This is a genomic window from Nonomuraea sp. WAC 01424, assembly GCF_003947315.1.
Classification (GTDB): domain Bacteria; phylum Actinomycetota; class Actinomycetes; order Streptosporangiales; family Streptosporangiaceae; genus Nonomuraea; species Nonomuraea spiralis.
Map to the genome: position 1 here is coordinate 82,390 of NZ_QHHZ01000012.1, position 25,048 is coordinate 107,437.

At 71.2% G+C, this 25,048-nt stretch carries 25 protein-coding genes; 16 read left to right on the top strand and 9 right to left on the bottom strand.

The window, feature by feature from the left end; translation table 11 throughout:
- Window positions 1-21: 21 nt before the first annotated feature.
- Together DMB42_RS31075 and DMB42_RS31080 are read left to right on the top strand one after the other, a co-directional pair.
- The gene (locus DMB42_RS31075; protein WP_125639544.1) at window positions 22-471 is read left to right on the top strand and encodes a DUF1453 domain-containing protein; all 450 of its coding nucleotides are present in this window, start codon (window positions 22-24) and stop codon (window positions 469-471) included.
- A gap of 38 nt (window positions 472-509) precedes the next feature.
- Window positions 510-1,274, top strand: a complete 765-nt coding sequence (locus tag DMB42_RS31080) for a class II aldolase/adducin family protein (RefSeq protein WP_125639547.1) — start codon at window positions 510-512, stop codon at window positions 1,272-1,274.
- A 22-nt stretch (window positions 1,275-1,296) separates the two neighbouring features.
- Here DMB42_RS31080 and DMB42_RS31085 read toward each other — a convergent pair whose 3' ends face one another.
- Window positions 1,297-2,247 carry a GlxA family transcriptional regulator gene (locus DMB42_RS31085; RefSeq protein WP_260478052.1) on the bottom strand — a complete coding sequence of 317 codons (951 nt, stop codon included), beginning with the start codon at window positions 2,245-2,247 and terminating at the stop codon, window positions 1,297-1,299.
- 71 nt (window positions 2,248-2,318) lie between these two features.
- Between DMB42_RS31085 and DMB42_RS31090 the strand changes: the two genes are divergently transcribed.
- Together DMB42_RS31090 and DMB42_RS31095 are read left to right on the top strand one after the other, a co-directional pair.
- Window positions 2,319-3,587 (top strand): MFS transporter, encoded by a 1,269-nt coding sequence (locus DMB42_RS31090; RefSeq protein WP_125639554.1) that lies wholly within the window; start codon window positions 2,319-2,321, stop codon window positions 3,585-3,587.
- Entirely contained in the window at window positions 3,587-4,252 is a 666-nt protein-coding gene (locus tag DMB42_RS31095; RefSeq protein ID WP_125639557.1) for a peptidyl-tRNA hydrolase, read from the top strand. Before DMB42_RS31090 ends, DMB42_RS31095 begins: the two co-directional genes overlap by 1 nt.
- On the opposite strand, the gene DMB42_RS31100 is transcribed toward DMB42_RS31095, so the two are convergent.
- Window positions 4,242-5,207, bottom strand: a complete 966-nt coding sequence (locus DMB42_RS31100; protein WP_260478053.1) for a DUF3616 domain-containing protein — start codon at window positions 5,205-5,207, stop codon at window positions 4,242-4,244. The genes DMB42_RS31095 and DMB42_RS31100 overlap by 11 nt on opposite strands.
- Before the next feature lie 170 nt (window positions 5,208-5,377).
- Here DMB42_RS31100 and DMB42_RS31105 point away from each other — a divergent pair, with 170 nt between their 5' ends.
- The 6 genes from DMB42_RS31105 to DMB42_RS31130 all read left to right on the top strand — a co-directional run bounded on the left by DMB42_RS31105 (window position 5,378) and on the right by DMB42_RS31130 (window position 11,458).
- Window positions 5,378-6,157 carry a hypothetical protein gene (locus DMB42_RS31105; RefSeq protein WP_125639560.1) on the top strand — a complete coding sequence of 260 codons (780 nt, stop codon included), beginning with the start codon at window positions 5,378-5,380 and terminating at the stop codon, window positions 6,155-6,157.
- 37 nt (window positions 6,158-6,194) lie between these two features.
- On the top strand, window positions 6,195-8,114 hold the full coding sequence (ftsH, locus tag DMB42_RS31110) for an ATP-dependent zinc metalloprotease FtsH (protein WP_125639563.1): 1,920 nt from the start codon (window positions 6,195-6,197) through the stop codon (window positions 8,112-8,114).
- 114 nt (window positions 8,115-8,228) lie between these two features.
- A complete protein-coding gene (locus tag DMB42_RS31115) occupies window positions 8,229-8,819 on the top strand; it encodes a DUF937 domain-containing protein (RefSeq protein ID WP_185844947.1) in 591 nt (196 codons plus the stop codon).
- A gap of 28 nt (window positions 8,820-8,847) precedes the next feature.
- Entirely contained in the window at window positions 8,848-9,429 is a 582-nt protein-coding gene (locus DMB42_RS31120; RefSeq protein WP_125639569.1) for a nucleoside triphosphate pyrophosphatase, read from the top strand.
- A 10-nt stretch (window positions 9,430-9,439) separates the two neighbouring features.
- Window positions 9,440-10,201: an EI24 domain-containing protein gene (locus tag DMB42_RS31125; RefSeq protein WP_260478054.1), complete on the top strand. Its 762-nt coding sequence runs from the start codon at window positions 9,440-9,442 to the stop codon at window positions 10,199-10,201.
- Between the two features lie 186 nt (window positions 10,202-10,387).
- On the top strand, window positions 10,388-11,458 hold the full coding sequence (locus DMB42_RS31130; RefSeq protein ID WP_125639573.1) for a DUF4192 domain-containing protein: 1,071 nt from the start codon (window positions 10,388-10,390) through the stop codon (window positions 11,456-11,458).
- A gap of 44 nt (window positions 11,459-11,502) precedes the next feature.
- Here DMB42_RS31130 and DMB42_RS31135 read toward each other — a convergent pair whose 3' ends face one another.
- Window positions 11,503-11,847, bottom strand: a complete 345-nt coding sequence (locus DMB42_RS31135; protein ID WP_125639576.1) for a hypothetical protein — start codon at window positions 11,845-11,847, stop codon at window positions 11,503-11,505.
- 139 nt (window positions 11,848-11,986) lie between these two features.
- Here DMB42_RS31135 and DMB42_RS31140 point away from each other — a divergent pair, with 139 nt between their 5' ends.
- The gene (locus tag DMB42_RS31140; RefSeq protein WP_125639579.1) at window positions 11,987-12,577 is read left to right on the top strand and encodes a DUF1707 and DUF4870 domain-containing protein; all 591 of its coding nucleotides are present in this window, start codon (window positions 11,987-11,989) and stop codon (window positions 12,575-12,577) included.
- Between the two features lie 478 nt (window positions 12,578-13,055).
- Here the strand turns inward: DMB42_RS31140 and DMB42_RS55275 are convergent, their stop codons facing one another.
- From DMB42_RS55275 to DMB42_RS31155, 3 genes are all read right to left on the bottom strand, one after another.
- On the bottom strand, window positions 13,056-13,766 hold the full coding sequence (locus tag DMB42_RS55275) for a septal ring lytic transglycosylase RlpA family protein (RefSeq protein ID WP_125639582.1): 711 nt from the start codon (window positions 13,764-13,766) through the stop codon (window positions 13,056-13,058).
- Window positions 13,767-14,225: 459 nt separating this feature from the next.
- Window positions 14,226-15,749, bottom strand: coding sequence for an ATP-dependent DNA ligase (locus tag DMB42_RS31150; protein ID WP_125639584.1), 1,524 nt, complete (start codon window positions 15,747-15,749; stop codon window positions 14,226-14,228).
- Between the two features lie 108 nt (window positions 15,750-15,857).
- Window positions 15,858-16,232, bottom strand: coding sequence for an FKBP-type peptidyl-prolyl cis-trans isomerase (locus DMB42_RS31155; RefSeq protein ID WP_125639587.1), 375 nt, complete (start codon window positions 16,230-16,232; stop codon window positions 15,858-15,860).
- A gap of 66 nt (window positions 16,233-16,298) precedes the next feature.
- On the opposite strand from DMB42_RS31155, the gene DMB42_RS31160 reads away from it, so the two are divergent.
- On the top strand, window positions 16,299-17,168 hold the full coding sequence (locus DMB42_RS31160; protein ID WP_125639590.1) for an SDR family NAD(P)-dependent oxidoreductase: 870 nt from the start codon (window positions 16,299-16,301) through the stop codon (window positions 17,166-17,168).
- Window positions 17,169-17,256: 88 nt separating this feature from the next.
- Here the strand turns inward: DMB42_RS31160 and DMB42_RS31165 are convergent, their stop codons facing one another.
- Window positions 17,257-18,696 carry a GuaB1 family IMP dehydrogenase-related protein gene (locus DMB42_RS31165; protein ID WP_125639593.1) on the bottom strand — a complete coding sequence of 480 codons (1,440 nt, stop codon included), beginning with the start codon at window positions 18,694-18,696 and terminating at the stop codon, window positions 17,257-17,259.
- A gap of 95 nt (window positions 18,697-18,791) precedes the next feature.
- Here DMB42_RS31165 and DMB42_RS31170 point away from each other — a divergent pair, with 95 nt between their 5' ends.
- The gene (locus tag DMB42_RS31170; protein ID WP_125639597.1) at window positions 18,792-19,244 is read left to right on the top strand and encodes a GyrI-like domain-containing protein; all 453 of its coding nucleotides are present in this window, start codon (window positions 18,792-18,794) and stop codon (window positions 19,242-19,244) included.
- A 1-nt stretch (window position 19,245) separates the two neighbouring features.
- On the opposite strand, the gene DMB42_RS31175 is transcribed toward DMB42_RS31170, so the two are convergent.
- Complete coding sequence (locus DMB42_RS31175; protein ID WP_125639600.1) at window positions 19,246-19,764, bottom strand: TetR/AcrR family transcriptional regulator; 519 nt, start codon at window positions 19,762-19,764, stop codon at window positions 19,246-19,248.
- An 83-nt stretch (window positions 19,765-19,847) separates the two neighbouring features.
- On the opposite strand from DMB42_RS31175, the gene DMB42_RS31180 reads away from it, so the two are divergent.
- A complete protein-coding gene (locus DMB42_RS31180) occupies window positions 19,848-21,077 on the top strand; it encodes an FAD-dependent monooxygenase (RefSeq protein WP_125639603.1) in 1,230 nt (409 codons plus the stop codon).
- Between the two features lie 17 nt (window positions 21,078-21,094).
- On the opposite strand, the gene DMB42_RS31185 is transcribed toward DMB42_RS31180, so the two are convergent.
- Window positions 21,095-22,216 carry a CaiB/BaiF CoA-transferase family protein gene (locus DMB42_RS31185; protein WP_125639606.1) on the bottom strand — a complete coding sequence of 374 codons (1,122 nt, stop codon included), beginning with the start codon at window positions 22,214-22,216 and terminating at the stop codon, window positions 21,095-21,097.
- Between the two features lie 208 nt (window positions 22,217-22,424).
- Here DMB42_RS31185 and DMB42_RS31190 point away from each other — a divergent pair, with 208 nt between their 5' ends.
- A complete protein-coding gene (locus tag DMB42_RS31190) occupies window positions 22,425-23,963 on the top strand; it encodes a serine/threonine-protein kinase (RefSeq protein WP_125639609.1) in 1,539 nt (512 codons plus the stop codon).
- On the top strand, window positions 23,960-24,943 hold the full coding sequence (locus DMB42_RS31195) for a D-isomer specific 2-hydroxyacid dehydrogenase family protein (RefSeq protein WP_125639612.1): 984 nt from the start codon (window positions 23,960-23,962) through the stop codon (window positions 24,941-24,943). Before DMB42_RS31190 ends, DMB42_RS31195 begins: the two co-directional genes overlap by 4 nt.
- The last annotated feature ends 105 nt before the right edge of the window (window positions 24,944-25,048 follow it).

The window sequence follows — 25,048 nt, forward strand, 5'->3', positions numbered from 1 at the left end:
GCCCCTGCTACGTTATTTAGCATGGACGTGCTACTAATCGCCGCGCTGGTCGTCTACGCCGTGGCCAGACGCATGATGGGCCAGCCGCTCATCGCCAAAGACGTGTACGTGCCCCCCGTCATCCTGATCGGCATCGGCCTCCACGGCCTGCTGAACCTGCGCCCCACCCCGCTGGACGTCCTCTGGCTGGTGGTCACCGCCCTCGTCGGCGTCGCCTTCGGCGCGCTGCGCGCGGCCACCACGCAGGTGTTCCCCAAGGACGGCGTGCTCTGGCAGCGCTACACCTGGAAGACGCTGGTGGTGTGGGTGGTGACGTTCGCGATCAGCTTCGGCGTGGGCGCGCTGGCGCTCGCGACGGGCATGCACGAGGAGGTCCGCTCGATCCCGTTGTCGATCGGCGTCGGCCTGCTCGGCGAGGCGCTGGTGATCCTGGCCAGGTCGAGGACGGCGGGGGTGCCGTTCAAGCGTTAGTCTGCGGTCAGAACATCATTCTGGACCTGGGGAGAGCCATGCCGGACAACCTCATCTTCCGCCTGCCGCCGACGTTCGAGACCGTCGAGGAGGAACGGCGGCACCGCAAGGAACGGCTCGCCGCGGCGCTGCGCATCTTCGGCAGGTTCGGGTTCGAGGAGGGCGTGGCCGGTCACATCACCGCCCGCGACCCCGAGCTGAGCGACCACTTCTGGGTCAACCCGTTCGGCATGTCGTTCAAGCACGTCAGGGTCAGCGACCTCATCCTCGTCAACCACGAGGGCAAGGTCGTCGAGGGCCGCTACCACGTCAACGAGGCGGCCTTCGCCATCCACTCCCAGGTGCACCAGGCCCGCCCCGGCGTGGTCGCGGCCGCCCACAGCCACTCGGTCCACGGCCGTGCCCTGTCGGCGCTCGGCCAGATCATCGAGCCGATCACCCAGGACTCCTGCGCCTTCTACCAGGACAACGCGCTGTTCGACGACTACACGGGCGTCGTCACCGACCTGGAGGAGGGCAAGCGCATCGCCGCCGCCCTGGGCGGCAACAAGGCCGCCGTGCTGCGCAACCACGGCCTGCTGACCGTCGGCGACACCGTCGACGCGGCCGCCTGGTGGTTCATCACCATGGAACGTTCGGCGCAGGTCCAGCTCCTCGCCAAGGCCGCCGGTCAGGTCGTGCCCATCGAGCCCGACAACGCCGCGCTCACCCACCAGCAGATCGGCAACGACCTGGTCGGCTGGATCAACTACCAGCCGCTGCACGACCAGATCGTGCGCGAGCAGCCCGACCTGTTCGAGTGAGCCGGCCGGGCGGCCCGGGGGGTCAGGCGCGGCGGAAGGTGTGCCGGTAGGCCAGCGGCGCGACGCCGACGGCCGCGTGCAGGTGCTGGCGCAGCGAGACGGCCGTGCCGAAGCCGGAACGCCTGGCCACCTCCTCGACGCCCAGGTCGGTCGTCTCCAGCAGGCGCCTGGCGTGGCGTACGCGGTGACCGGACAGCCATTTGGCCGGGCTCATCCCGGTCTCCTCGCGAAAGCGCCTGGTGAACGTGCGGACGCTCATCCTGGCGTGGGCGGCCAGTACGGCCAGGTCGAGCGGGGCCTCCAGGTGGGCCAGCATCCAGTCCCGGGTGGCGGCGGTGCCGCCGGCGACGTCGTCCGGCAGCGGGCGCTCGATGTACTGCGCCTGGCCGCCGTCCCGCCAGGGCGGCATCACGCAGCGGCGGGCGGCCCGGTTGGCCACCTCGGCGCCGTGGTCGCGCTTGATCACGTGCAGGCACAGGTCCAGGCCCGCCGCGACGCCGGCCGAGGTCAGCACGTCGCCGTCGTCCACGAACAACACGTCGGGGTCCAGCTCGACCCGCGGGAACAGGGCGGCGAACCGGGCCGCCTCCCGCCAGTGCGTGGTGGCCGGACGGCCGTCCAGCAGGCCCGCCGCGGCCAGCACGAACGCGCCCGTGCAGATCGACATGACGCGCGGCCGGTCCTGCAGCGCGGCGCGCAGGGAGGCGGTGATCGTGCCGTCCTTCATCGCCCGGCCCGCGTGGATGCCGGGGACCAGCACCGTGTCGGCCGTGTCGAGCACGTCGACCTCCGCGCCGGGCAGCACGGTGTAGCCGGCCGTGCAGCGGACCGGCTCGCGGTCGGGCGAGCAGGTCACGACCTCGTAGAGCTTCTCGCCGTCCGGTGTCTCGGCGGAGTGGAAGACCTGGCCGGGCACACCGAGGTCGAGCGGGGCGAAGTTGTTCAGCGCGACGACCGCGACACGATGGGCCATGGCCTGATTCTTGCACATATTGGCTTTCGGGCCACTCACACCGCCAAAAGGTGATGAATCAGGATTAGCGCATGACGTTGAGCACCACCCCCGCCCCCACGAGGTCCGGAAGGATCCACCGTGCCTGGTGGGTCGCGGCCGTGGCCTTCGTGGCCATCCTCGGCGCGGCCGGCTTCCGCGCCACCCCCGGAGTGCTGATCACCCCGCTCCACGAGGAGTTCGGCTGGAGCACGGGCACGATCTCCCTCGCCGTGTCGATCAACCTGGTGCTCTACGGCGTGACCGCCCCCTTCGCCGCCGCGCTGATGGACCGTTTCGGCATGCGCCGCGTGGTGTCGCTGGCACTGCTGCTGGTCGCGCTGGGGAGCGGGCTCACTGTGCTCATGACGGCGAGCTGGCACCTACTGCTGTTCTGGGGTGTGTTCATCGGGCTCGGCACCGGGTCGATGGCGCTGGTGTTCGCCGCCACGGTGACCGACCGCTGGTTCGTCCGGCACCGCGGGCTGGTCACCGGGATCCTGACCGCGGCGGGCGCGACCGGGCAGCTCGTCTTCCTGCCGGTGCTCGCCGCGCTCGCCGAAGGGCCCGGCTGGCGGGCGGCCTCCCTGACCGTGGCCGGCGCCGCGCTGGCGGTGGTGCCGTTCGTCTGGTGGTTGCTGCGCGACCGTCCCGAGGAGGTGGGCACGACCGCCCTGGGGGCGGAGGCGGGCGCCGTACGGACCGCGCCGGCCGCGGGGAACGCGGCCGCGCGGGCGCTCACGGTGCTGAGGTCGGCGGCGCGCACGCGCGCCTTCTGGTTCCTCGCCGGCGGCTTCGCCATCTGCGGCATGAGTACGAACGGCCTGGTCGGTACGCACTTCATCCCCGCCGCGCACGACCACGGCATGGCCGAGCCCGTCGCCGCCGGCCTGCTGGCGGTCATCGGCGTCTTCGACATCGTCGGCACGGTCGCCTCCGGCTGGCTCAGCGACAAGGTCGATCCCAAGCTGCTGCTCGGCGTCTACTACGCCCTGCGCGGCCTGTCGCTGATGTTGCTGCCCGGCCTGTTCGCGGCCACCACCGAGCCCAGCATGCTGATCTTCATCGTGTTCTACGGCCTGGACTGGGTGGCCACCGTGCCCCCGACCGTCGCCCTGTGCCGGCGGATCTACGGCCAGGACGGCGCGGTCGTGTTCGGCTGGGTGTTCGCCTCGCACCAGGTGGGCGCCGCCGTCGCGGCCGTCGGGGCGGGCCTGACCCGCGACCACCTCGGCGCCTACGACCTGGCCTGGTACGCCGCCGGCGCCCTCTGCCTCCTCGCCGCCGGAATGTCCCTGGCCATCGGGCATGCTAAACGGTGATGAACGAGACCGAACTGATGGTCCTCCCCCTCGTGGTCAGGATCGAGAGGGCCGCTCCTCCCGAGCGCACCGACGCGCTGGAGGCCGCCGCCATGGCCGTGCTGAGCCTGCTCGACGACCCGGGGGAGTGGGCCGGGGAACTGCACGCCTGGCAGTCGACAGGCAAGATCCGCAAGGTTGTGCGCCGCGCGAGGGGCGCCGAGTGGCGCAGGGCCGCCGCGCTGCCCGGCCGTACGGTCGAGCACCGTACGGCCGAGGTGCGGGTGCACCCGCCCGTCCCGCTCGACGCCTGGCCCAGGGATCTGGCCCGGCTCCAGGTGGGCGGCACCGAACTGAGCGACACGGCCGGGCCCGGCGACCCGTCCGGCCCGCCGGTCCTGTGGGAGAACCCCAGGCTGACCATGTCGGCGGGCAAGGCCATGGCCCAGGCCGGGCACGCCGCGCAACTCGCCTGGTGGGCCAGCGACGAGGCCGAGCGGGCCGCCTGGCGGGCGAACGGCCTGGCCGTCTCCGTGCGTCCCGCGCCGGACCAGGACGACTTCGACGCCAAGGTGGCCGCCGGGCTGCCCGTGGTGCGCGACGCCGGGTTCACCGAGATCGAGCCGGGTTCGTGCACGTTCGTGGCCGAGGCGCCCTGGCTCCTCGGGCGGGTGGCTAGATCGTGAAGACGTCGGCCAGCACGCCGCCCGCCGGGGTGATCCGGGCGGGCGACGGGCTGTCGTAGACGACCATGAGCCGGCCGTCGGGCAGCACGGCCAGCCCTTCCGGATGGTCGTCGCCGACGCCGTAGGGAAGCTCCAGTACCGTCTCCAGGTCGTGCGCGGGCACGAGCCCGTCGCTGCGCCGCTCCCGCCAGCGCACGACCCGTACCGGGCCGTCCAGGTTCATCGTGGGTCCGGTGAGCAGCAGCAGGTCGCCGCCGTGGGGGCACATGTCCCGTACGCCCAGCCCGCCGAGGTCCAGGAAGTGTTTGCGGTACGGCCGGTCGAGCCGTAACCGGCCGCGGCCGTCGTCCACGGGCCGGATCTCCAGCACCACCGCCCAGCCCCGCAACACCGGCCCGCGCAGCCCCAGGTAGACGCGCTCGCCCACGACCGCGATGCCCTCGATGTCGAGACCGTTGTCCTTGCCGGGCAACGCCAGGAACGGCGCCAGGTGGCGGTCATCGGCCAGCATGGCGGCCACGTTCTGGTCGCCGGACAGGATCGCGCCGGGCACCGGCGGCTCGCCGGTCTCGTCGAGCGGCAGGCGGACCAGGACGAACCGGTTCTCCTCGCGGACGACCGTACCGAGCCTCCTGATCGACTTCTCCGGGTCGCCGGGCTTGGCCTTGCGGCGCTTGAGGCTGTGCGAGCCGACCGCCCACAGGTGCCCGTCGGCCCTGGCCAGGCCCTCGATGTCGGCCTCGTCGAACCGGCCGGCGGGCAGGTCGACGTAGTCGGCCAGGGCGAAGCTGCGCTCGTCGCCGAAATGGTCGCCGGTCCAGGTCAGCCGCTCGATCGTGGCGGTCTCGTCACCCGCGACCCAAAGGCCCGAGGGCTCCCACCTGACCGCCGAGAGGTTCGTGTGCGTCTGGGCGAACCGAGACTCCTCGCCGAACCGCAGCTCCACCTGTTCCACCCCGTCATGATTGCACTTCGGTCGCTTCACACACGCAATGGCGGGATATGTCGTACGCTCCCGTCGTGCTCCATGGGGAAGATGAGACCGAGGGTTCACGAGTGACAACCGCAGACCGCCCTGGAACCCCCGTTTCACCGCCCAGGCGCTCCCGCATCGGCGATGTCCGGATGCGGTCCATATACCGGGGGCTCGCCGTCGTGGCGGCCGTGGCGGTCGCCGCCACGGTGATCGTCCTGGCGCTCCCCTCCGGGCCGGACGAGGTCGTGGCGGGGCCGGTAACCGCGCCGCCGGCCGCACCCGCCTCGTCCGCCCCGGCCCCTACTCCGACGCTTTCGGGAACCCCCACCCCGTCGCCGAGCCTGTCCCCGATCCCCACGGCGGTCCCGTCGCCGGGCTCCTCCCTCGCGCCCGGCTACACCGCCATGGAGGCCCTGTACGCCGACTCCCGCGTGCCCCGGCTGACCGGCCGCGTCAAGCGGATGGCCCTTCCCCGTCCGGCCAAGCGGTTGGTGAAGGACAAGCGCACCGGCCTGGCCGTGCCCAGGCTGGGCAGGCCGTGGAAGCAGCACGGCGCGGCGCCGTTCACCAGCAAGCAGGTGTTGCCGCCGACGCGCGGCAGCAAGCTGCGCGGCATGCTCGTGACCTGCCCGCTGCCGATCATGGAGCAGAAGTCGCCCCGCGACACGGCGCTGCTGGCCGCCCGCTGGACGCTCAACCACCACCCCAAGGGCTCCAAGATCAGCTGGCTGGCTTCGCAAAGAGTGAAAACTGGCTGGATGCTCGTCTATCGCGTCAAATACGGCAAACATTCGTCAAGAGCGGCCGTCGTGGTCATGGACGGGGGAATGGGCAAGCCAGGACTTGCGTTCGTCACAGTGCCGGACTCGCAAAGAAAGCGATGGCGTGATATTGGCCGCGTCGTCTCAGGAGTGCGTGTTCTAGGCTAGAAAGATCATGTATGCGGCGATGTGGGGGAGTGACGCCGTGGAACGCTCTGGACCGCCGCAGGCACCGAACAAGGGCAAGGTCAAGCCGCCCTGGCGCTCGGAGGGCCTGCCCGGTACGCCCGGAGGGCGGCCCAAAATCAACTGGTGGCGCTTCGTCGTCACCCTGCTCGTGGTCTACGCGGGCTTCTTCGTCGTGTCGTCGTTCGTGGACAACAGCTCGGTCGAGACGATCTCGTACACCGAGTTCACCAAGCAGGTCGATGCCAAGAACGTCAAGGACATCTACGCCCAGGGGCTCTCGGTCGAGGGTGACCTGAGGAGTGCGGCCAAGAACCCCGAGAGCAGCGAGTCGTACACGAAGTTCCAGACCGAGATCCCGGCCTTCGCCAACACCGACCAGCTCGACCAGCAGCTCAAGTCGGCCCAGGTGGAGACCACCTCCAAGCCGCTGACCCGGGGATTCTTCTCCAACCTGCTGCTGTCGCTGCTGCCCGTGCTGCTGCTGGCAGGCCTGTGGATCTGGGTCATGCGCCGCGGCGCCAGCATGATGGGCGGCGGCCTGAGCGGGCTCGGCAAGTCCAAGGCCGCCAAGCCGGTCGAGGCCGGCAAGGTACGCGTCACCTTCGACGACGTCGCCGGCGTCGTCGCGGTGGAGAACGAGCTCGTCGAGGTCGTCGACTACCTCAAGGACCCCGGCAAGTACCGCAGGCTGGGCGCCAAGCTGCCCAAGGGCGTGCTGCTGGCCGGCCCTCCCGGCACCGGCAAGACCCTGCTGGCCAGGGCCGTCGCCGGTGAGGCCAAGGTGCCGTACTTCTCGGCCAGCGCCTCCGAGTTCATCGAGATGATCGTCGGCGTGGGCGCCTCGCGCGTACGCGACCTGTTCGAGGAGGCGCGCAAGGTCGCCCCCTCGATCGTGTTCATCGACGAGATCGACGCCATCGGACGGGCCCGCGGCGGCGCGGGCGGCATCGGCGGCCACGACGAGCGTGAGCAGACGCTGAACCAGATCCTCACGGAGATGGACGGCTTCTCCGGCGCCGAGGGCGTCATCGTCATCGGGGCCACCAACCGGCCCGAGATCCTCGACCCGGCGCTGCTGCGTCCCGGGCGCTTCGACCGTACGGTGCAGGTGGGCCTGCCCGACGCGGCCGGACGCACGGCGATCCTGGAGGTGCACTCGCGCGGCGTGCCGCTCGACGGCGAGGTCAGCCTCGACCGCATCGCCAAGACGACGCCCGGCATGACCGGCGCCGACCTGGCCAACCTGGTCAACGAGGGTGCACTCCTCGCCGCCAAGCGCGGCAAGGAGAAGGTCGACATGTCCGACTTCGCGGACGCGCTGGAGAAGCTTCAGCTCGGCGCGGCCCGCAGCATCGTGATGCCGGAGGAGGAGCGCACCCGCACCGCCTTCCACGAGGCCGGACACGCCCTGCTCGGCATGCTCCAGCCGGGCGCCGACCCGGTCAGGAAGATCTCGATCATCCCGCGCGGCCGGGCGCTCGGCGTCACCCTGTCCACCCCCGACACCGACCGCTACGCCTACGACGAGCAGTACCTGCGCGGGCGCATCACCGGCGCGCTCGGCGGCATGGCGGCCGAGCAGGTCGTCTACGGCGTCATCACCACCGGCGCCGAGAACGACCTCGAACAGGTCACCATGATCGCGCGCGGCATGGTGGGCCGCTGGGGCATGTCGGAGAAGGTCGGCCCGCTGACCATCCTGCCCAACGACGGCTCGGCCCCCCAGGCCTCGCCGGCCACGCTCGCCACGGTCGACGAGGAGGCCCGCCGCATCGTGGACGAGTGCTACGAGCGCGCGGTCCAGGTGCTCACCGAGAACCGCGAACGGCTCGACGGCATCGTGGCGGCCCTGCTCGAACACGAGACGCTCGACGAGGTGAGCGCGTACTCCGCCGCCGGCCTGGCCAGCGCCAGCCTGCAGCCCGCCCTCGACTGACGTCTCGAGACGGTCCCCCGGGAAAGCCCGTCTTTCCCGAGACATAGGGAAACCCCGGCCTTGCCTCGATCACGGCCGGGGAACGTCTCCCGCGACTCGGATCGGGGGACTGTCTTGACACTGAATGACGAGCTACTCACCCAGCTCGGCGACTCAGGGGTAGATCAGATCGCCGGAATGCTCGGCACCGACCCGGCCACGGCACGCAAGGTCGTCGAGGCCGTGGCCGGAACCGTCCTGGGTGGCATGGCGCGCAACGCCGAGCACCCCGACGGCGCCGAGGCACTGCGCGCCGCCCTCGACGTCCACGTCGACACCGACCCGTTCAACGGCGACGTGGCCTCGCTGACCCGCGACGGCCACAGCATCCTCGGCCACGTGCTCGGCGGCCAGGGCACCGAACGGGCCGCCGCCGGGCTCTCGCAACTTGCCTGCGTCAGCCCCGGCACCATCATGAAGCTGCTCCCCCTCATCGCCCCCATGGTCATGTCCCTGCTGGCCAACCGCGTCACCAAGGCCCACATGGACGCCTCGGCCCTGGCCGTCCACCTGCGCAGGGAGCACGACGCGCTGCCCGGCGCCCTCGGCGGGCTGCTCGACGGCCTGCTGGGCGGCATCTTCGGCGGCGCCGTCCCGCCCCAGGGCGGCCCGTACGACCCCGCCGACCGCCAGCCCGCGCGGGGGGCGCCCAACCACGACTGGTGAGCGGGCCGGGCTTCGGTAAGCTGGTGCGGTGATCGTTCTGGCTTCCGCCTCGCCCACCCGCCTGACCGTGCTGCGCAACGCCGGCCTCGACCCCAAGGTGATCGTCTCCGGGGTCGACGAGGACGCCTTCACCGCGCACTCGCCGGCGGCGCTCAGCCTCGTCCTGGCCAAGGCCAAGGCGGAGGCGGTCGCGAGCGGCCTGGCGGAGGGGCTGGTCATCGGCTGCGACTCGATCCTCGAACTCGACGGCCGTCCCTACGGCAAGCCGGGCACGGCCGAGGAGGCCGTCGAGCGCTGGCGGATCATGCGTGGCCGTACCGGTCGCCTGGTGACCGGCCACTGCGTGATCGACGTCCCGGCGGGGCGGCAGGCGGCGCAGGTGGCCACCACCGTGGTGCGCTTCGGCCAGCCGTCCGACGAGGAGATCGCCTCCTACGTCGCAACCGGCGAGCCGCTCGGGCTGGCCGGCGGGTTCAGCATCGAGGGGCGCGGCGGCTGGTTCGTCGAGGGCATCGAAGGCGACCACGGCAACGTGCTCGGGGTGTCCCTGCCGCTGCTGCGCGAACTGTTCGACGAACTGGGTTACGCGGTCACGTCGTTCTGGCGCTAGCCTGCCGGACATGCGATCTTTGCGCGACTTCGCCTCCGGCGTGGGCTTCTTCTTCCAGGGTCTCGGATGGATGTCGCGACATGGCCGCTGGTGGCTGTTCGGGCTGATCCCGGCGGTGATCGCCTTCGCCGTCTACGTGGCGGCGCTGATCCTGCTCGGCGCCAACGCCCGTGAGGTGGCCGAGTTCTTCACCCCGTTCGCCGACTCGTGGAGCTGGGCCGACCTGTTCCGCACACTGGTGGGCATCGCGATCTTCCTCGGTGGGCTGGCGCTGGCGGTGCTCACGTTCGCGGCGCTGACGCTGGTGATCGGCGAGCCGTTCTACGAACGGCTGTCGGCCGAGGTCGACCCGCTGCCGGGGGCCGTGGAGCAGCCGTGGTGGCGTACGCTGCCCCGTTCGATCAGGGACAGCCTGATCACCCTGTTCTACGTGCTGCTCTTCACCGTGCCGCTGTTCTTCCTGGGGTTCGTGCCGGTGATCGGCCAGACAGTGGTGCCCGTACTGGGGGCGTTCGTCTCCGGGTTCTTCCTGACGGTCGAGCTCACCACGCTGGCGCTCGAACGCCGCGGGGTGCCGAGGAAGGAACGCTTCGCGCTGCTGCGCCGGAACATGGGGGTGACGCTGGGGTTCGGGGTGGTGGGGTTCCTGCTGTTCCTGGTGCCGCTGGTCGCGATCGTGGCCATGCCGGCGGCCGTGGCCGGCGCCGCCCTCCTCGTACGCACCCGCATAGCCCCCACCCCTCCGCCCCCGCTGCCCCCCACCACCCCCTGACCCACCCACCTCCCCGCCTTGCCTGGGCCGTCATCCCTTCGGCCCTCCCCGGACCGTCACCCCTTCGGCCCTCACTGGGCCGTCTCCGCTCGCGGTTGTCCACAGGGCGGTCGTCGCGGGGTGCCGTCATCCCCAGAACCCCGTTCGGGCGTTCGCGCCGCGTGTCTCCTCGGCACCCTGACGGTCATGACCACCAACGCCCCGGCCCCCTGCCTCACCCTGACCAGCCCGGCCGACCTCCTGGCCGCCGTCCCCTACCTGGTCGGCTTCCACCCCGAAGACAGCCTCATCGTGATCGGCCTCCACCACGGCCAGGCCAAGGTGGCCGCGAGATGGAACCTCCCCTTCCCCCGGGGCACCCTCGACCCCCTCACCGCCCTCTTCGACCGCGAAGGCATCACCGAGATGGTCATCGTCGGCTACGGCAGAGGCGAGGCCGTAACCCCGGCCGTCGACGAAGCCAGACTCCTCGCCACCGCCTCGGACATCCACGTGGGCGAGGCGATCCGCGCCCACGAGGGCCGCTACTGGTCCTACATCTGCGACCTCCCCCGATGCTGCCCGCCCGAAGGCACCCCGTACGACCCGACCACCAGCCAGATAGCCGCCGAGGCGACGGTGCGCGGCATGGTCGCCCTGCCCGACCGCCGTGCCCTCGAACGTACGATCGCCCCCGCCACGGGCCCCGTCCGCATGGCGATGCGCCGTGCCACCGCCACCGCCGTCGCGGAGGTGCGAGCCCGCCTGACAGCCGCCACGGACCTCGACACCTTCGCCCACGACTACGTCACCGAAGCCCTGACCGGAGTCCGCGCCGCCCTGACCACCCACGGCGGCCGACTCCGCCTCGACGACACCGAAGCCGCCAGACTGGGCCTGGCCCTGAGCGTGATCAGAGTCCGCGACGAAGCCTGGACGATGATGCACGAGGCCCACCTCCCCCTCTGGAAGGACCTGACCCGCCGCCTTGAGCCCCGCTTCGTCCCACCGGCCGCATCCCTGCTGGCCATGGCGGCCTGGCGCACGGGCGACAACATCCTGGCCACCATCGCCCTCGAACGCGCCCTCACCACCGACCCCCACTACTCGATGGCCAACCTCCTGACGCACGCCCTCCAGAGTCTCCTGTCGCCCGACATCGTCCGGGACCGCCTGCCCACCCCCGGCGAGCTCGACACCGCGATGGGCCCCGCCAACGGCGGATGGCTGATCCCGTTGCTCGGCCTGCTCGACGACGAACCGCCGCCGACGGCATGAAGAAAGGGTGCCGGTCCCGTGGACCAGCACCCTTTCCGGAGGAACTACAGGCTGCCTTCTTCGCGGCGGCGGCGTTCGTTGTACGCGCGCATCCGAGGGGGATATCCCGTCAGCTGCACGTCGTACACCGGTAATGCAAGATCGCGAGCGACCTTGTGGATCACCGCCGGCGACCCGACCCTGCGTCTGGTCCATTCGCCGTCGTCAGCGACCGCCATGGCGGTCGTGTCGGTGGCGAACGTCTCGGGCTCGACGTAGAACTCGACGCCACGCCGCGAACGTGCGAAGGCGATGAGCGCTTCGATGTCGGCATCGGTCGCCTCGCGGTCGAACTTCGCGACCTTCTGTCCGCGAAGTCGACGGATACCGTAGCGGTCTCGCCATCTCATGAATCCTTTTTATACCGTCTGGAGCTCCCGCGTCGGGGATGATCTCGGGGACAGCTCCGGGTTTCTCCCGATGGCACGTCCGGCTCTGAGGACGCAGTATGAAAGTTGACTGCCGATTCCAAGGAGAGGCATGACAATCATGGCTGGGGTACCCAAGACCCCCGGGCCGGGACAGGTGCCGCCAGCTCATCTGCGCGTCACCCACCAGGACCGAGAGCACGTCGTCGAGCACGTCAAGGCCGCCTACGCCGACGGCCGGTTCGACAAGTTCGAGTTCGACGACCGGCTCGAACGCGCGATGACCGCGCGCACCCACGGCGACCTGATGCCCATCATGACCGAGCTGTACGGATCGATGGCGGCGCCTAGGTTCGCGCCGCCCATGCCGCATCCGCCGGTCCGGCATGGGCGGGCTCCGGAGAGCAACGAACGCCTCGGGGCCGCCGCCGGCCACCTGCTGATGGCCGTCGGGATCCCGGTGGTCGGGCCGCTGGTCCTGCTGCTGACGGGGGCCAAGACGTCGGCGTACATGCGGCGGCAGGCGTTGGAGGCACTGAACTTCCAGCTCACCGTGCTGGGGGCGACGGTCCTTCTGCCCATCACCGTCATCGGCGTGGTGCTGCTGCCGGTGATCTGGGTCGCCGCCGTCGTCCTGTCCATCGTGGGCGGCGTCTCCGCCCTGTCGGAAGGCAACTTCCGCTACCCGCTGACCGTCAGGCTGGTGAAGTAGCCCTCTCCCACCGTACGAGGGGGACGCGTGGGGCCGGGAGAGTGACATCGGGGGATGTTGGGGGACGTCCTGCCGCACATCGGGGGACGCTTGGGGACGTTCGGGGGCGCTTGGGGACGCTGGGGGGACGTTTGGGGACACGTTCGGCTGCGGCGCAGCTCGGTGTCGTGCGGTGCTGCGAGCTCGGGGTGGCCCTGTGAGGTCGGGTGGCGCTGAGGGGGCGGTCGGCTTCTCCGCTGGAGGGGGCCACCTCTTGGCGAGCGCCCGGCCCACCGCGTGCGGGGCGGGCTCTGTGCAGAGGCTGCCCACCCCGCCCCCTGGCTGACCAACGGAAGGTCCCGGGGGCGGGCGGTGCCGGACGCGGTGCGGCGCGGCGCAACAAACGGCCCAGAGCGCCTGCTCGACGGCCCGCTACAGGAGACCGTCCAGATGGTCCGTCAGCAGCCCCGAGCCGAGGCCCGACCTGAGGAGACGGGGGTCAGCGGGCCAGGACTTCGTAGCGGACGGTCATGACGCCCGCGCCCAGGCTGCCGATGGCGTCGAAGGCGGCCCTTGAGAGGTCGAGGCACCGGCCCCCCACGTACGGGCCACGGTCGTTGATACGTACGGTGACCGACGAGCCGCTGCGGGGGTTCGTCACGCGGACCCGGCTGCCCAGGGGGAGGGACTTGTGGGCGGCGGTCATCGCGGAGGGGTTGAAGCGTTCGCCGCTGGCCGTCATCTGGGGCTCGCCGTAGTACGAGGCGCCACAGGTCCCGGAGGACAGTACGCGGACCCTCGGTTTCGTGGTCTTGAGCTTGACCGGCTTCACGGTCTTGGCCGTCTTCGGGCTCGCGTCCGAGGCGGGGGCGGGCTGCGCGGCGGCGGGCGGCTTGGGGGCGGAGGCGGCGGTGTCCGCGGCGTCCGTGGGGTTCGTGGAGTTCGGGGTGGACTTCGTGCCGGGGGCCGGGGTGGTCGGCTTGGGCTGGGCGGCCTTGGCCGCGACCGGCGGGTTGGGGGTGCCGGTGACGGAGGCCGCTGGGACGGAGTCCTTGCCGGCCGTGTCGGGGGACTCGTTGCCCACGGCGGCCCAGGCGGTGGTCGAGGCGGCGGCCACGACGGCGGCGCCTGCTGCGATGGCGGTCCAGCGGCGCTTGCCCGGGGAGAGCTTGCGGTCGTTGGGGGACGATTTGTGGGAGTGCTGGCCCAAGGTAAACCACGGTCCTAGCTAGGGGATAGGAAGAGGAAAGGCCAGGTCATGGGGGATGTGGAGGCGTGTGACGGCCGATCCGCCCGCAGGGATGGGGGATCCGGCGGGCGAGGAAGAACATATGCGACAAACAGCCGGTAAAGACAACTTAATGCGACATACAGTGACATATATCACTTAAAGGCGCAAGAGGCCCAGGTCGCCGAGAGTACGCCGAGGATCTTCGGGTTTCCGGAGAACACCGGAATTCGCCGCAACCTGCGCGCGGCGGAATTCATCGCCAACATGATCGTGAATTGCCGCGAAAAGCATGATCGGGAAATTCGCCCGCCTCAGAATGATCGGCAGAATTCGATCTCCGAACATGAGCCGGCGAACGGCGTCCACGGTCCCAGAACGTGGGCCGACGGATCGAGTCCTCCGCCTCAGAACATGAGCTGGCGTACGGGGTTCAACGTCTCAGAACATGAGTGAGCGGACGGTGTCCACGGTGTCGGCGTCCTCGACGCGCTTGTCCGGCCGGTACCGCAGCACCCGGGCGAAGCGCAGCGCCATCCCGCCGGGGTAGCGCGGCGAGCGCTGCACGCCGTCGAAGGCGATCTCCACGACCAGTTCGGGCCGGAGCCTGACCATCCAGTCGTCGGTGGGGCCCTCGGCCAGCTGGAGGAAGCGTTCGGTCTGCCAGGCCAGCAGCTCGTCCGTGAGCCCCTTGAACGTCTTGCCCAGCATGACGAACCCGCCCTCGGGGTCGCGCGCGCCCAGGTGGAGGTTGGACAGCTTGCCCTCGCGCCGGCCGTGGCCCCACTCGGCAGCCAGGACCACCAGGTCGAGCGTGTGCCGGGGTTTCACCTTGATCCAGCCCGCGCCGCGCCGACCGGCGGCGTACGGGGACGACTGGGACTTCACGACCAGGCCCTCGTGGCCCGCCTTGACGACGTCCGTGAAGAACTTCTCCGCCTCGGCCACGTCGGCGGTGATCAGCCGCGGCGCCAGCAGGCCGGGCGGGACGGCACGGGCCAGCGCCTCCTGGCGCTGTGAGTAGGGCAGGTCGAGCAGGTCGCGGACGTCGGCGCGCAGCGCGTCGAAGAAGAACACGCTGAGCGGGGTCTGCTCGCGCAGCCGCTCCACGCCGGTCTTGCTGGACACGCGGCTCGCGGTGACCTGGAACGGATGGGGACGCCCGTCCGGCCGCAGCGCGAGGACCTCGCCGTCGAGCACCAGGTCGGCGGAGTCGAGCCCGAGCACGGCCTCGACCAGCTCGGGCACCTGCGCGGTGATGTCGTCGAGCGTGCGGGTGAAGACGCGTACGTCCTCGCCTGACCTGTGGGCCTGCACGCGCACGCCGTCGAGCTTCCACTCCAGGGCCGCGGGGGCGCCCGCCTTCTCCAGCGCGGCGGCCACGTTGGGCGCGCTGCCCGCGAGCATGGGGGCGACCGGCCGCCCCACCTCCAGCTTGAACGCGTGCAGCGCCGCCACGCCGCCCGTCAGAGCCGCCGCGCCGACCGCGGGCAGCCAGCCGCGCAGGGTGAGCGCCCGCCGCACGTCGGCCGACGGCGCGCCGGACGCCTTGGCCACCGCTTCGATCATCACGCCGTCGAGGGCGCCCTGGCGTAGTTCGCCGTTGAGCAGCCTGCGCATGAACTGCTGCTCCTGGCTGGTCAGCCCCGCGAACAGCTCGGCGACCAGCGCTCTGCGCGCCGCCTGCGAGCCCGGACCGGAGATCGCCTTGATCCTGGTCAGCAGCGCGTCGACGGTGGTCAGCGTGGCGGTGGCGGCCAGCTTGGGCTGCGGGACGTCCTCCAGGGAGCGCCAGCCCACGCCCACCTGGCGCTGCGGCAGGTCGCCCGACAGGTAGGCGATGGCGATCTCCGCCTCGTCGGGGCCGACCCGGGCGAGCAGCTCGGCCAGATGGCCGACCTTGCCCAGCCGTGCGGAGGTGCGCGTCACCGCGTCGGAGGTGCGGACCACGTCGATCAGAAGCACACCGCTATCGTGCCTCACCACGCCGACATTTCCCCACCCGATTTGTCCTGGGTTTCACCAAAGCGGGGAAGCCGGGCGGGCCACCGGCGGCGGCCCGCCCGTTCCGGTCTAGCGGACGCCGAGCAGGTCGACCACGAAGATCAACGTCTCGCCGCCCTTGATGCGCGGCGGGGCGCCGCGGTCACCGTAGCCGAGGTGCGCCGGGATGACGAGCTTGCGACGGCCGCCGACCTTCATTCCGGCGACCCCGCGGTCCCAGCCCGCGATGACGCGCCCGCCCCCGAGCGGGAACTCGAACGCCTGGCCGCGGTTCCACGACGCGTCGAACTCCTCCCCGGTCGAGAACGAGACCCCCACGTAGTGGACGCTGACGTTGTGGCCCGGCTTGGCCTCGGGGCCAGTGCCTTCGACGAGGTCGACGATCTCCAGGTCGGCGGGCGGGTTGCCCTCAGGAAAGTCGATCTCAGGCTTCTCGAGTGCCACGAAGTGCTCCTGTTGACGATGACAATAACCCGACGACTCTATGCCGTCGGGATATGGTCGTCGTTCATGGCCGCCCTTTCGCCCGACGCCGTCCTGCTCACCGGGCGCGTCGCCGTGGTCACCGGTGCGGGCCGGGGCATCGGGCTGGCGATCGCCGAGACGTTCGCGGCGTTCGGCGCGCACGTCGCCGCCTGCGACCGCGACTGGCCGCAGGCCGACCGCGCCGACCGTGCCGACCAGGGGGATCGCGCAGGTCAGGCGGGCCGCGCAGATCGGACGGCCCATGCGGCCCATGCGGACCATGCGGCCCAGGTGGATCGTGCGGGGGCCGAGCTGGCCATGACGCTGGACGTACGCGATCCGGTGGCGGTGGGGCTGTTCGCCGAGGCGGTGCGCGAGCGCTGGGGACGGGTGGACGTACTGGTCAACAACGCGGGCGGGACGTTCCACGCGGCGTTCGCCGACCTGTCGCCGCGCGGTGAGCGCACGCTGGTCGAGGAGAACTTCAGCCAGGTCACCGGCATGATCAGGAGGATGCTCCCGATGATGCCCGACGGTTCCTCGATCATCAACGTGACCTCCAGCGAGGCCCACCAGGCCGCGCCGGGTTTCGCCGTGTACGCCGCGATGAAGGCGGGCTTGGTGAGCCTGACCAGTTCGCTGGCCCTTGAGCTGGCCCCGCGTGGCATCCGGGTGAACGCCATCGCGCCCGACGCGCTGCGTACCGAGGGGGAGTCGCGGGTGCGTGAGAGCATGTCGGCCCGTCCGTTGCCCTACGACCCCGCCGGCCTGCCGCCCCTCGGCCATCTCGCCGATCCGGCGGAGGCCGCGGGGGCGGCGGTGTTCCTCGCCGGGGGGCTGGCGGGGTTCGTCACGGGCACGACGGTCCACGTCGACGGCGGCATCCACGCGGCCGGCGGCTGGCACCGCACCTGACCCGCGCCCCCGAAGACTCCAAGACCCCGCCGCCGCAAGTCCGCGCCGCCGCAAGTCCGCGCCGCCCCACGACTGCCCGGGGCTTGGGTCACCAGCTCTGGTGCAGGGGCATGCCCTCCGCGTAGCCGGACGAGCTCTGGATGCCGACGACGGCCTGCCGGTGGAACTCCTCCAGGGTCCCCGCCCCCGCGTACGTGCACGACGAGCGCAGGCCGGCGACGATCCCGTCGATCTGGTCCTCCACGCTGGGCCGCTTGGGGTCAAGGTACATGCGCGAGGTCGAGATGCCCTCCTCGAACAGCGCCTTCCTGGCCCGGTCGTAGGCGGAGTCCTCGGCCGTCCTCAGGCGTACGGCCCGCGAGGAGGCCATGCCGAAGTTCTCCTTGTACCTGCGCCCGTCGGCATCGGTACGGGCGTCGCCGGGCGACTCGTACGTGCCGGCGAACCAGGAGCCGATCATCACGTTGGACGCCCCGGCGGCCAGCGCGAGCGCGACATCGCGGGGATGCCGTACGCCGCCGTCCGCCCAGACGTGCCGGCCGAGCCGCCGGGCCTCGGCCGAGCATTCGAGCACCGCCGAGAACTGCGGCCGCCCGACCCCGGTCATCATCCGGGTGGTGCACATGGCGCCCGGCCCCACGCCGACCTTGAGGATGTCGGCCCCCGCCGCCACCAGGTCGCGCACGCCCTCGGCGGTCACCACGTTGCCCGCCGCGACCGGCACGCCGGGGTCGAGCGCCCGGACCGCGCGCAGGGCGGCGACCATCTTCTCCTGGTGGCCGTGGGCGGTGTCCACGACCAGGCAGTCGGCTCCTGCCTCCAGCAGTTCCTTGGCCTTGGCGGCGACGTCGCCGTTCACGCCGACGGCGGCGGCGATGCGCAGGCGGCCCTGGGCGTCGAGCGCGGGCTGGTAGAGCGTGGCGCGCAGCGCGCCCGTACGGGTGAGGATGCCGACCAGCCGGCCGTTCTCGTCCACGATGGGCGCGAGGCGGTGGCGGCCCCCGTGCAGGCGGTCGAAGGCGGCGCGCGGGTCGAGCCCGGCGGGCAGCGTCAGCAGCTCGCTCGACATGACCTCGGACAGCTGGGTGTACATGTCCACGCCCTGGCAGTCGGCCTCGGTCACCACGCCGACGGGCCGGTTGTCCCAGTCGACGACGATGACCGCGTTGTGGGCGCGCTTGGGAAGCAGGTGCAGCGCCTCGCCCACGGTGTCGTGCGGCGTGAGCGTGAGCGGCGTGTCGTGGACCAGGTCGCGCTTCTTGACCCAGTCGACGACGTCGGCGACGACGTCGAGCGGGATGTCCTGCGGAAGCACGGTGATGCCGCCGCGACGGGCCACGGTCTCGGCCATGCGCCGGCCGGCCACGGCGGTCATGTTGGCGACGACGATCGGGATGGTGGTGCCCGTGCCGTCGTTCGTGGAGAGGTCGACCGCGAGCCGCGACCCGACCGAGGAACGCGACGGCACCATGAACACGTCGCTATAAGTCAAATCGTAACGAGGCTCTTGGTCGTTAAGAAACTTCACGTTCATCCATCTTATGGGGTGACAGGGTCAACAAGGGGTTTCCCCCTTTCTGCGGGGCTTATGATCGGCCGGGACACATTTGGGGGAGGGAATCCGTGGACATCGTCGAACGGACCGAGTTGACCGTGGTCGGCTACGCCGTACGCACCACGAACGCCGGTGAGATGGATCCGGCACGGGCCACGTTGCCCGCGCTGTGGCAGCGGGCGGGCGCGCCGGGGGCCTTCGCGCACGTGCCGGGCCGGATCGACGAGAACCTCTACGCGGTGCTGACCGACTACGAGAGCGACCACAACGGCGCCTACACGCAGATCGTCGGCATCTGCGTGCGCACGGTGCCGCGCCTGCCCGAGGGCATGGTGGCGGTGCGCGTGCCGGCCGCCAAGTCGCTCAGGCTGGAGGCGCGCGGGCCGATGCCGCAGGCGCTGATCGAGGCGTGGCAGCAGGTGTGGCAGCACACCGAGTCGGGCGGCCAGCCCTCCCGCGCCTTCACGACGGACCTGGAGGTCCACCACCCCGAGGGCGCCGACCTCTACGTGGCCGTCTAGGTCACAGGCCGAGCGCGTCGGCCGCCGCCGCGACCGCCGTGGGTTTGACCTCGTCGAGCGGCAGGCCGGCGTACTCGACGGTGCAGTCGGCCATGCCGCCCAGCGCGACCGTGGCGCGGATCTGCTGGGCCTGGGTGAGGTCGGGGCTGAGCAGCAGGGCGATCAGCTCGCGCCGCCACTCGAACATGCGCATGCCCAGGTCGAGGTAGGACAGGATCGAGATGTCGCGCACCATCATCCCGATCACGTCGCGGTGGCGCCACATCAGCTCGAAGTAGTCGTCGAGCAGCGCGCGCGGGTCGCCGGGCTCGCGCGTGGCGGTGAACCGCTCGAAGTCCTCCACCAGCGGCTGCACGATGCTGCGCACCAGGTCGTCGCGTGAGGCGAAGTGGTAGTAGAGCGCGGGCTTGGTGATGCCCAGCCGGTCGGAGATCTGGCGCAGGCTGGTGTTCTGCACGCCCTGCTCGGCGAACAGCTCGCGGGCCACCGCCTGGATTCGGGCCTTGGTGTCACTGGGCATGGCCCAACCCTATCGCTTACCTATCGTTAAGTAAGGACACGTGCTACCGTGAACTTACCAACCGTTAAGTAAGGAGGGCGGCCATGAGAGTCCTCGTCTCGGGTGCGAGCGTCACCGGGCCGGTGCTGGCGTACTGGCTGGCCAAGTACGGCTTCGAGGTCACGGTCGTCGAACGGGCCCCCGGGCTCAGGAAATCGGGCGGCCACGCGGTCGACCTGTTCAGGCCCGCCATGGACATCGTGGAGAAGATGGCCGTCCTGGAGCCGATCCTGGCGAAGAAGACCGGCACGGACTGGCTCAGGCTCCACCGGGAGGGCGGGGCGCGGCCCGTGGAGCTGGAGCTGCGCCGCATCCTCACGGCCGTCTCCGACCGGCACGTCGAGATCATGCGCGACGACCTGAGCGAGGTCCTCTACGACGCCACCCGCCACGACGCCGACTACGTCTTCGGCGACTCCATCGCTTCGATTTCCGAGGACGGCGAGGTGCGCTTCGACAGCGGCCGGGAGGAGCGGTTCGACCTGGTGATCGGCGCCGACGGGCTGCACTCCAACGTACGCCGCCTGACCTTCGGCCCCGAGGAGCGCTTCGCCACCTGGATCGGCGCCTACCTCGCGGTCGCCTCCGTCCCGAACTTCCTGGGCCTCGACGGCCGTATGGAGGCGATGGCGGGCGAGGGCTGGATGGCCGCCGTGTACAGCGCCGCGCACATGGACGACGCGCGGGCCGGATTCCTGTTCAGGACGCCGGAGCCGCTCGACTACCACTACCGGGACGTGGCCCGGCAGAAGGAACTGCTGCGCGAGCGCTTCGGCGGCCTGGGCTGGCAGGTCCCGAGAATCCTGGACGAGGTGGACCGTACGCCCGCCTTCTACTTCGACTCCATCACCCAGCTCAGGCTCGACTCCTGGTCGCGCGGCCGGGTGACGCTGGCCGGCGACGCCGGCTACTGCCCGGGGCCCGCCGTGGGCGGCAGCACCAACCTGGCGGTCGTGGGGGCGTACGTGCTGGCGGGCGAGCTGGCCGCGCACGGCGGCGACCACCGCGCGGCCTTCCCCGCCTACGAGGCCGAGCTCGGCGACTACGTGCGCCGCAGCCGCTCCTTCGCCCGCCGCGCGGCCAGGGGTATCGTCCCCGGGAGCCGCTTCGACGTGTGGGCGCTCACCCAGGGCGTCCGGCTGGTCAACAGCCTGCCGGTCGCCCTCACCAGGGCCGCGGCCAGGATCAGCAGCAAGGGCGTGCGCCTGCACGACTCGATCAGGCCGAAGGACTACGCCGCCCTGGCGCGTCCGGTGACGCCGTCACGCCCCTGAACGGCGCGTCCGGCGCCTCAGGCCAGCACGCCCTGCTCGCGCAGTTTGTCCGCCTCTTCCTTCGGCAGGCCCCATGCGGACAGGTCCGCGATACGGGTGGCGGGGGACAGGTCGGGCGTCGGCACGCCGAGCAGGCGCGGCGCGGGCGCCGGATGGACGATGCCGCCGACCTCGCTGAACGTGCCGCGGGCCACGTTGTGCGGGTGCCGTGCGGCCTCGGCCATGGAAAGGACGGGGGAGACGCAGGCGTCCGAGCCGTCGAACAGGGCCTCCCACTCGGCGCGGGTCCGCTTGGCGAACTCCTCGGCCAGGCGGGCCTTGAGCGCCGGCCACTGCGCCCGGTCGTTCCTGTCGGGCAGGTCGGTCAGGCCCATCAGGCCGACCATGGTGTCCCAGAACTGCGGTTCGAGCGAGCCGACCGCCACATGGCCGCCGTCGGCGGTCTCGTAGGTGTCGTACTGGGGGGCGCCGGTGTCGAGCAGGTTCGTGCCGCGCGGGCCCCAGAAGCCGCTCTGGGCGGCCTGGTAGAACATCGAGAACAACACCGCGGCGCCGTCGACCATGGCCGTGTCGATCACCCGGCCCCGGCCGGTGCGCTCGCGTTCGAACAGGGCCAGCAGCACGCCGTAGGCGAGCATCAGGCCGCCGCCGGCGAAGTCGCCGAGGATGTTGATCGGCGGGGTGGGCCGGTCGCCCTCGCGGCCGAGCATGGACAGCACGCCGGAGATCGCGATGTAGTCGATGTCGTGGCCGGCGGTGGGGGCGAGCGGGCCGTCCTGGCCCCAGCCGGTCATCCGGCCGTAGATCAGCCGCTCGTTGACGGCGTGCAGGTCGGCGGGGCCGATGCCGAGCCGTTCGGCGACGCCGGGCCGGAACACCTCGATCACCACGTCGGCGTTGCGGGCCAGCTCCTTGAAGGCGGCCACCCCCTCGGGGGACTTCAGGTCAAGGCCGATCGTCTGCTTGCCGCGGTCCATGACGTCCGTACGGGGTCTGTCGGACACGGCTTTGACCCGGTCGACCCGCAACACCTCGGCGCCGTGGTCGGCCAGCATCATCCCGGCGAACGGCCCCGGGGCGAGCCCCGCCAGCTCCAGTACGCGCACTCCGGCCAGGGGACCGCCACTATCCTTGGACATGAACAACTCCTCGACGGATGCGCGAACAAGAGCTCCGAGCCTGCCTCAGTAGAACAACATTCGGCAAGTCGTGGCAAGCGGCCTTCGCCGTCCTTCCCGCGAACTCGTGGGAGGTATGGGAAACTTGCCCACTGTTCGGGTGGTCTACAGATCGCCGGCGTCCAGCGGCTGTCTGCAGCAGGCGCTCGCGCCGCTACAGGGGTAGGACATGGTTTCGGAGAGCAACCAGCTTGTCGCCAGGCGCTACCAGTTAATGCGCGAACTGGGCCGCGGGGGAATGGGCGTCGTCTGGGAGGGTTACGACACGCTGCTCAACCGGCAGGTCGCCATCAAGGAGGTGCTGCTGCCCGACGGGTTGTCGCCGGGCGAGCAGGAGCGCCATCTGATGCGCACCGCCCGCGAGGCCCGTACCGCGGCCAAGCTCAACCACCCTTCCGTGGTCGCGGTCTACGACGTGGTCGAGGAGGGGGGCCGGCCCTGGATCGTCATGGAACTGGTCGCGCACCCCTCACTTGAGCAGGTCGTGGCCACCTCCGGCGCCCTTCCGGTACGCCAGGCCGCCGACGTGGGCCGCCAGGTGTTGTCGGCGCTCAAGGCCGCCCACGAGGCCGGGATCCTGCACCGGGACGTCAAACCCGCCAACATCCTGATCGCCGACGACGGCCGCGTCGTGCTGATGGACTTCGGCATCGCCACGGTCGAGGGCGACGCCTCGCTGACCAGGACCGGCATGGTGACCGGTTCGCCCAGCTTCCTCGCCCCCGAGCGCGTACGCGCCGACGAGGCCGGACCGCCCTCCGACCTGTGGTCGCTCGGCGCGACGTTGTTCGCCGCGATGGTGGGCCGGTCGCCGTTCGACCGCGGCGAGGCGATGGCGACGATCAACGCGCTGCTCAACGAGGAGCCCGACTACCGGCGCATCCCGCCGGTGATGCACCCGGTCCTGAAGGGCCTGCTGCGCAAGGAGCCCGCCGAACGGGTGAACATCGAGGAGGCCGACCGGCTGCTCGCGGCCATCGAGGTGGCGGCCAAGCCGGCCTACACCGACCTGCCGGAGAAGAAGCCGGGCAGCGGGCGCGGGCGGGCCGTGCTGGCCGTGGCGGCCGCCGCCGTGGTGGTGGTGGCGGGCGGCGCCGTCGCCTACTTCAAGTTCGCCTCGCCCGCCGAGGGCGCGCCGCGCACCGCGCAGCCGGCCGCCGCGGCGAGCCCGCTGACGCCGTCCCCCTCGCAGCCGTCCGCGACGGCCGGGACGCCGTCGGCCACCCCGACGCCGACCGTGCGCCGTCCCCGCCCGGCCGTACGCGCGTGGAACTCGCGGGACGGGTGGTCGATCCTGCGGCCGTTCGGCTGGAGGGGCGCGCTGCGCGAGTCCTCCACCGAGTGGACGCGTCCCGACGGCAACGCCCATCTCGGCGTCCAGGCGCTGTTCTCCAGCGTCGACCCCAACCAGATCCTGCGCGACTCGGAGGAGACACTGCGGCAGGAGGGCCAGGAGGTCATCAGCCGCGGCCGCCGCGTGGTCACCCACCGGGGCGCCAAGGCGGTCGAGTGGGAGTTCTCCTGGACCGCCGCCAGCACCGCCGGCACACGCTGGATCAGGCCCGGCATGACGTACCACGAGGTGCGGCGGGCCGTGGTGTCCGGCGACACGGCCTACATCCTGTCCTGGACGGTCGCCCAGGACCAGTGGATGCGCAACAGGGGCCTGATGCGGCAGGTGATCGACAGCTTTACTGTGAAGGCATGAGCCCCTGGAACCTGCTCGCCCTGCCGCCGCTTCCCGAGGAGGCGACGCGCCACCTGCTGGCCCCGCTCGGTGACCGGGTGGAGGTGCGCGTGCCCGCCACCCGCGACCGGGCCGGCCCGCTGGCCGCGCTGCCCGAGGCCGAGATCGTGCTCGGCGACTGGACCTCGACGCTCGTGCTCGACGCCGAGGCGGTCAAGCACGCGCCCGCGCTGGCCTTCGTGCAGCAGCCGTCGGTGGGGGTGGACGGCCACGACCTGGCGGCCCTCGCCGAGGCGGGGGTGCCGCTGGCCAACACGCCCGGCGTCAGCGCCGTCGCGGTGTCGGAGTGGTGCCTGGCCGCCACGTTGTCGTTGTCGCGCAGGCTGGGCGCGGCCGACGCCGCCGTACGCGCGGGGGAGTGGCCGCAGCAGGGCCTGCGGCCCCGCGAGCTGAGCGGCCGTCGCGTCGGCGTCGTCGGCTACGGCCCGATCGGCGAGAACTGCGTCCGCCTGTTCCGCGCTCTCGGCTGCGAGGTCTCGTACTGGACCAGGACGCCCAGGCAGGCCCCCGGCCGCGCCGACCTGGAGACGCTGGTGTCCACCAGCGACGTCCTGGTCGTGGTGATCGCGTTGTCGGAGGAGACCCGCGGCCTGATCGACCCGCGCCGCATGAAGCCGGGCGCGCTGCTGGTCAACGCGGCCAGGGGCGGGGTCGTCGACCAGGCGGCGCTGGTCGCCGCGCTGCGCGACGGGCGGCTCGGCGGGGCCGCGCTCGACGTGCTGGACACCGAGCCGCTGCCCGCCGATGATCCGCTGCGCGACCTGCCGGACGTTCTGCTGTCGCCGCACGCCGCCGGGGTGACCCCCGAGGCCACGACGCGCCTGCTCACGGCGACGTTGGACAACCTGACGGCGGCCCTGGAGGGACGAGAGGTACAGGCGGTACTAAACGGGGTCTCACCGACGGTTTGTAGGAGATTTCCGGATTTGCCTGCCATATAAGGGTTTCACCTGGCACGATGAACAGTTTTCGTGTCTTTAACGACCCCGGTCTGTTCGAGTCAGCCTGCGGGAGATACGGTCTTACGGACGATCTCTACCAGCTCA

Excerpts from the sequence above, each read along its gene's own strand:
- DMB42_RS31075 (WP_125639544.1), top strand. The coding sequence starts at position 22 with ATGGACGTGCTACTAATCGCCGCGCTGGTCGTCTACGCCGTGGCCAGA.
- DMB42_RS31080 (WP_125639547.1), top strand. The coding sequence starts at position 510 with ATGCCGGACAACCTCATCTTCCGCCTGCCGCCGACGTTCGAGACCGTC.
- DMB42_RS31085 (WP_260478052.1), bottom strand. The coding sequence starts at position 2,247 with ATGGCCCATCGTGTCGCGGTCGTCGCGCTGAACAACTTCGCCCCGCTC.
- DMB42_RS31090 (WP_125639554.1), top strand. The coding sequence starts at position 2,319 with ATGACGTTGAGCACCACCCCCGCCCCCACGAGGTCCGGAAGGATCCAC.
- DMB42_RS31095 (WP_125639557.1), top strand. The coding sequence starts at position 3,587 with ATGAACGAGACCGAACTGATGGTCCTCCCCCTCGTGGTCAGGATCGAG.
- DMB42_RS31105 (WP_125639560.1), top strand. The coding sequence starts at position 5,378 with ATGCGGTCCATATACCGGGGGCTCGCCGTCGTGGCGGCCGTGGCGGTC.
- DMB42_RS31125 (WP_260478054.1), top strand. The coding sequence starts at position 9,440 with ATGCGATCTTTGCGCGACTTCGCCTCCGGCGTGGGCTTCTTCTTCCAG.
- DMB42_RS31130 (WP_125639573.1), top strand. The coding sequence starts at position 10,388 with ATGACCACCAACGCCCCGGCCCCCTGCCTCACCCTGACCAGCCCGGCC.
- DMB42_RS31135 (WP_125639576.1), bottom strand. The coding sequence starts at position 11,847 with ATGAGATGGCGAGACCGCTACGGTATCCGTCGACTTCGCGGACAGAAG.
- DMB42_RS31140 (WP_125639579.1), top strand. The coding sequence starts at position 11,987 with ATGGCTGGGGTACCCAAGACCCCCGGGCCGGGACAGGTGCCGCCAGCT.
- DMB42_RS31160 (WP_125639590.1), top strand. The coding sequence starts at position 16,299 with ATGGCCGCCCTTTCGCCCGACGCCGTCCTGCTCACCGGGCGCGTCGCC.
- DMB42_RS31175 (WP_125639600.1), bottom strand. The coding sequence starts at position 19,764 with ATGCCCAGTGACACCAAGGCCCGAATCCAGGCGGTGGCCCGCGAGCTG.
- DMB42_RS31180 (WP_125639603.1), top strand. The coding sequence starts at position 19,848 with ATGAGAGTCCTCGTCTCGGGTGCGAGCGTCACCGGGCCGGTGCTGGCG.
- DMB42_RS31185 (WP_125639606.1), bottom strand. The coding sequence starts at position 22,216 with ATGTCCAAGGATAGTGGCGGTCCCCTGGCCGGAGTGCGCGTACTGGAG.
- DMB42_RS31190 (WP_125639609.1), top strand. The coding sequence starts at position 22,425 with ATGGTTTCGGAGAGCAACCAGCTTGTCGCCAGGCGCTACCAGTTAATG.
- DMB42_RS31195 (WP_125639612.1), top strand. The coding sequence starts at position 23,960 with ATGAGCCCCTGGAACCTGCTCGCCCTGCCGCCGCTTCCCGAGGAGGCG.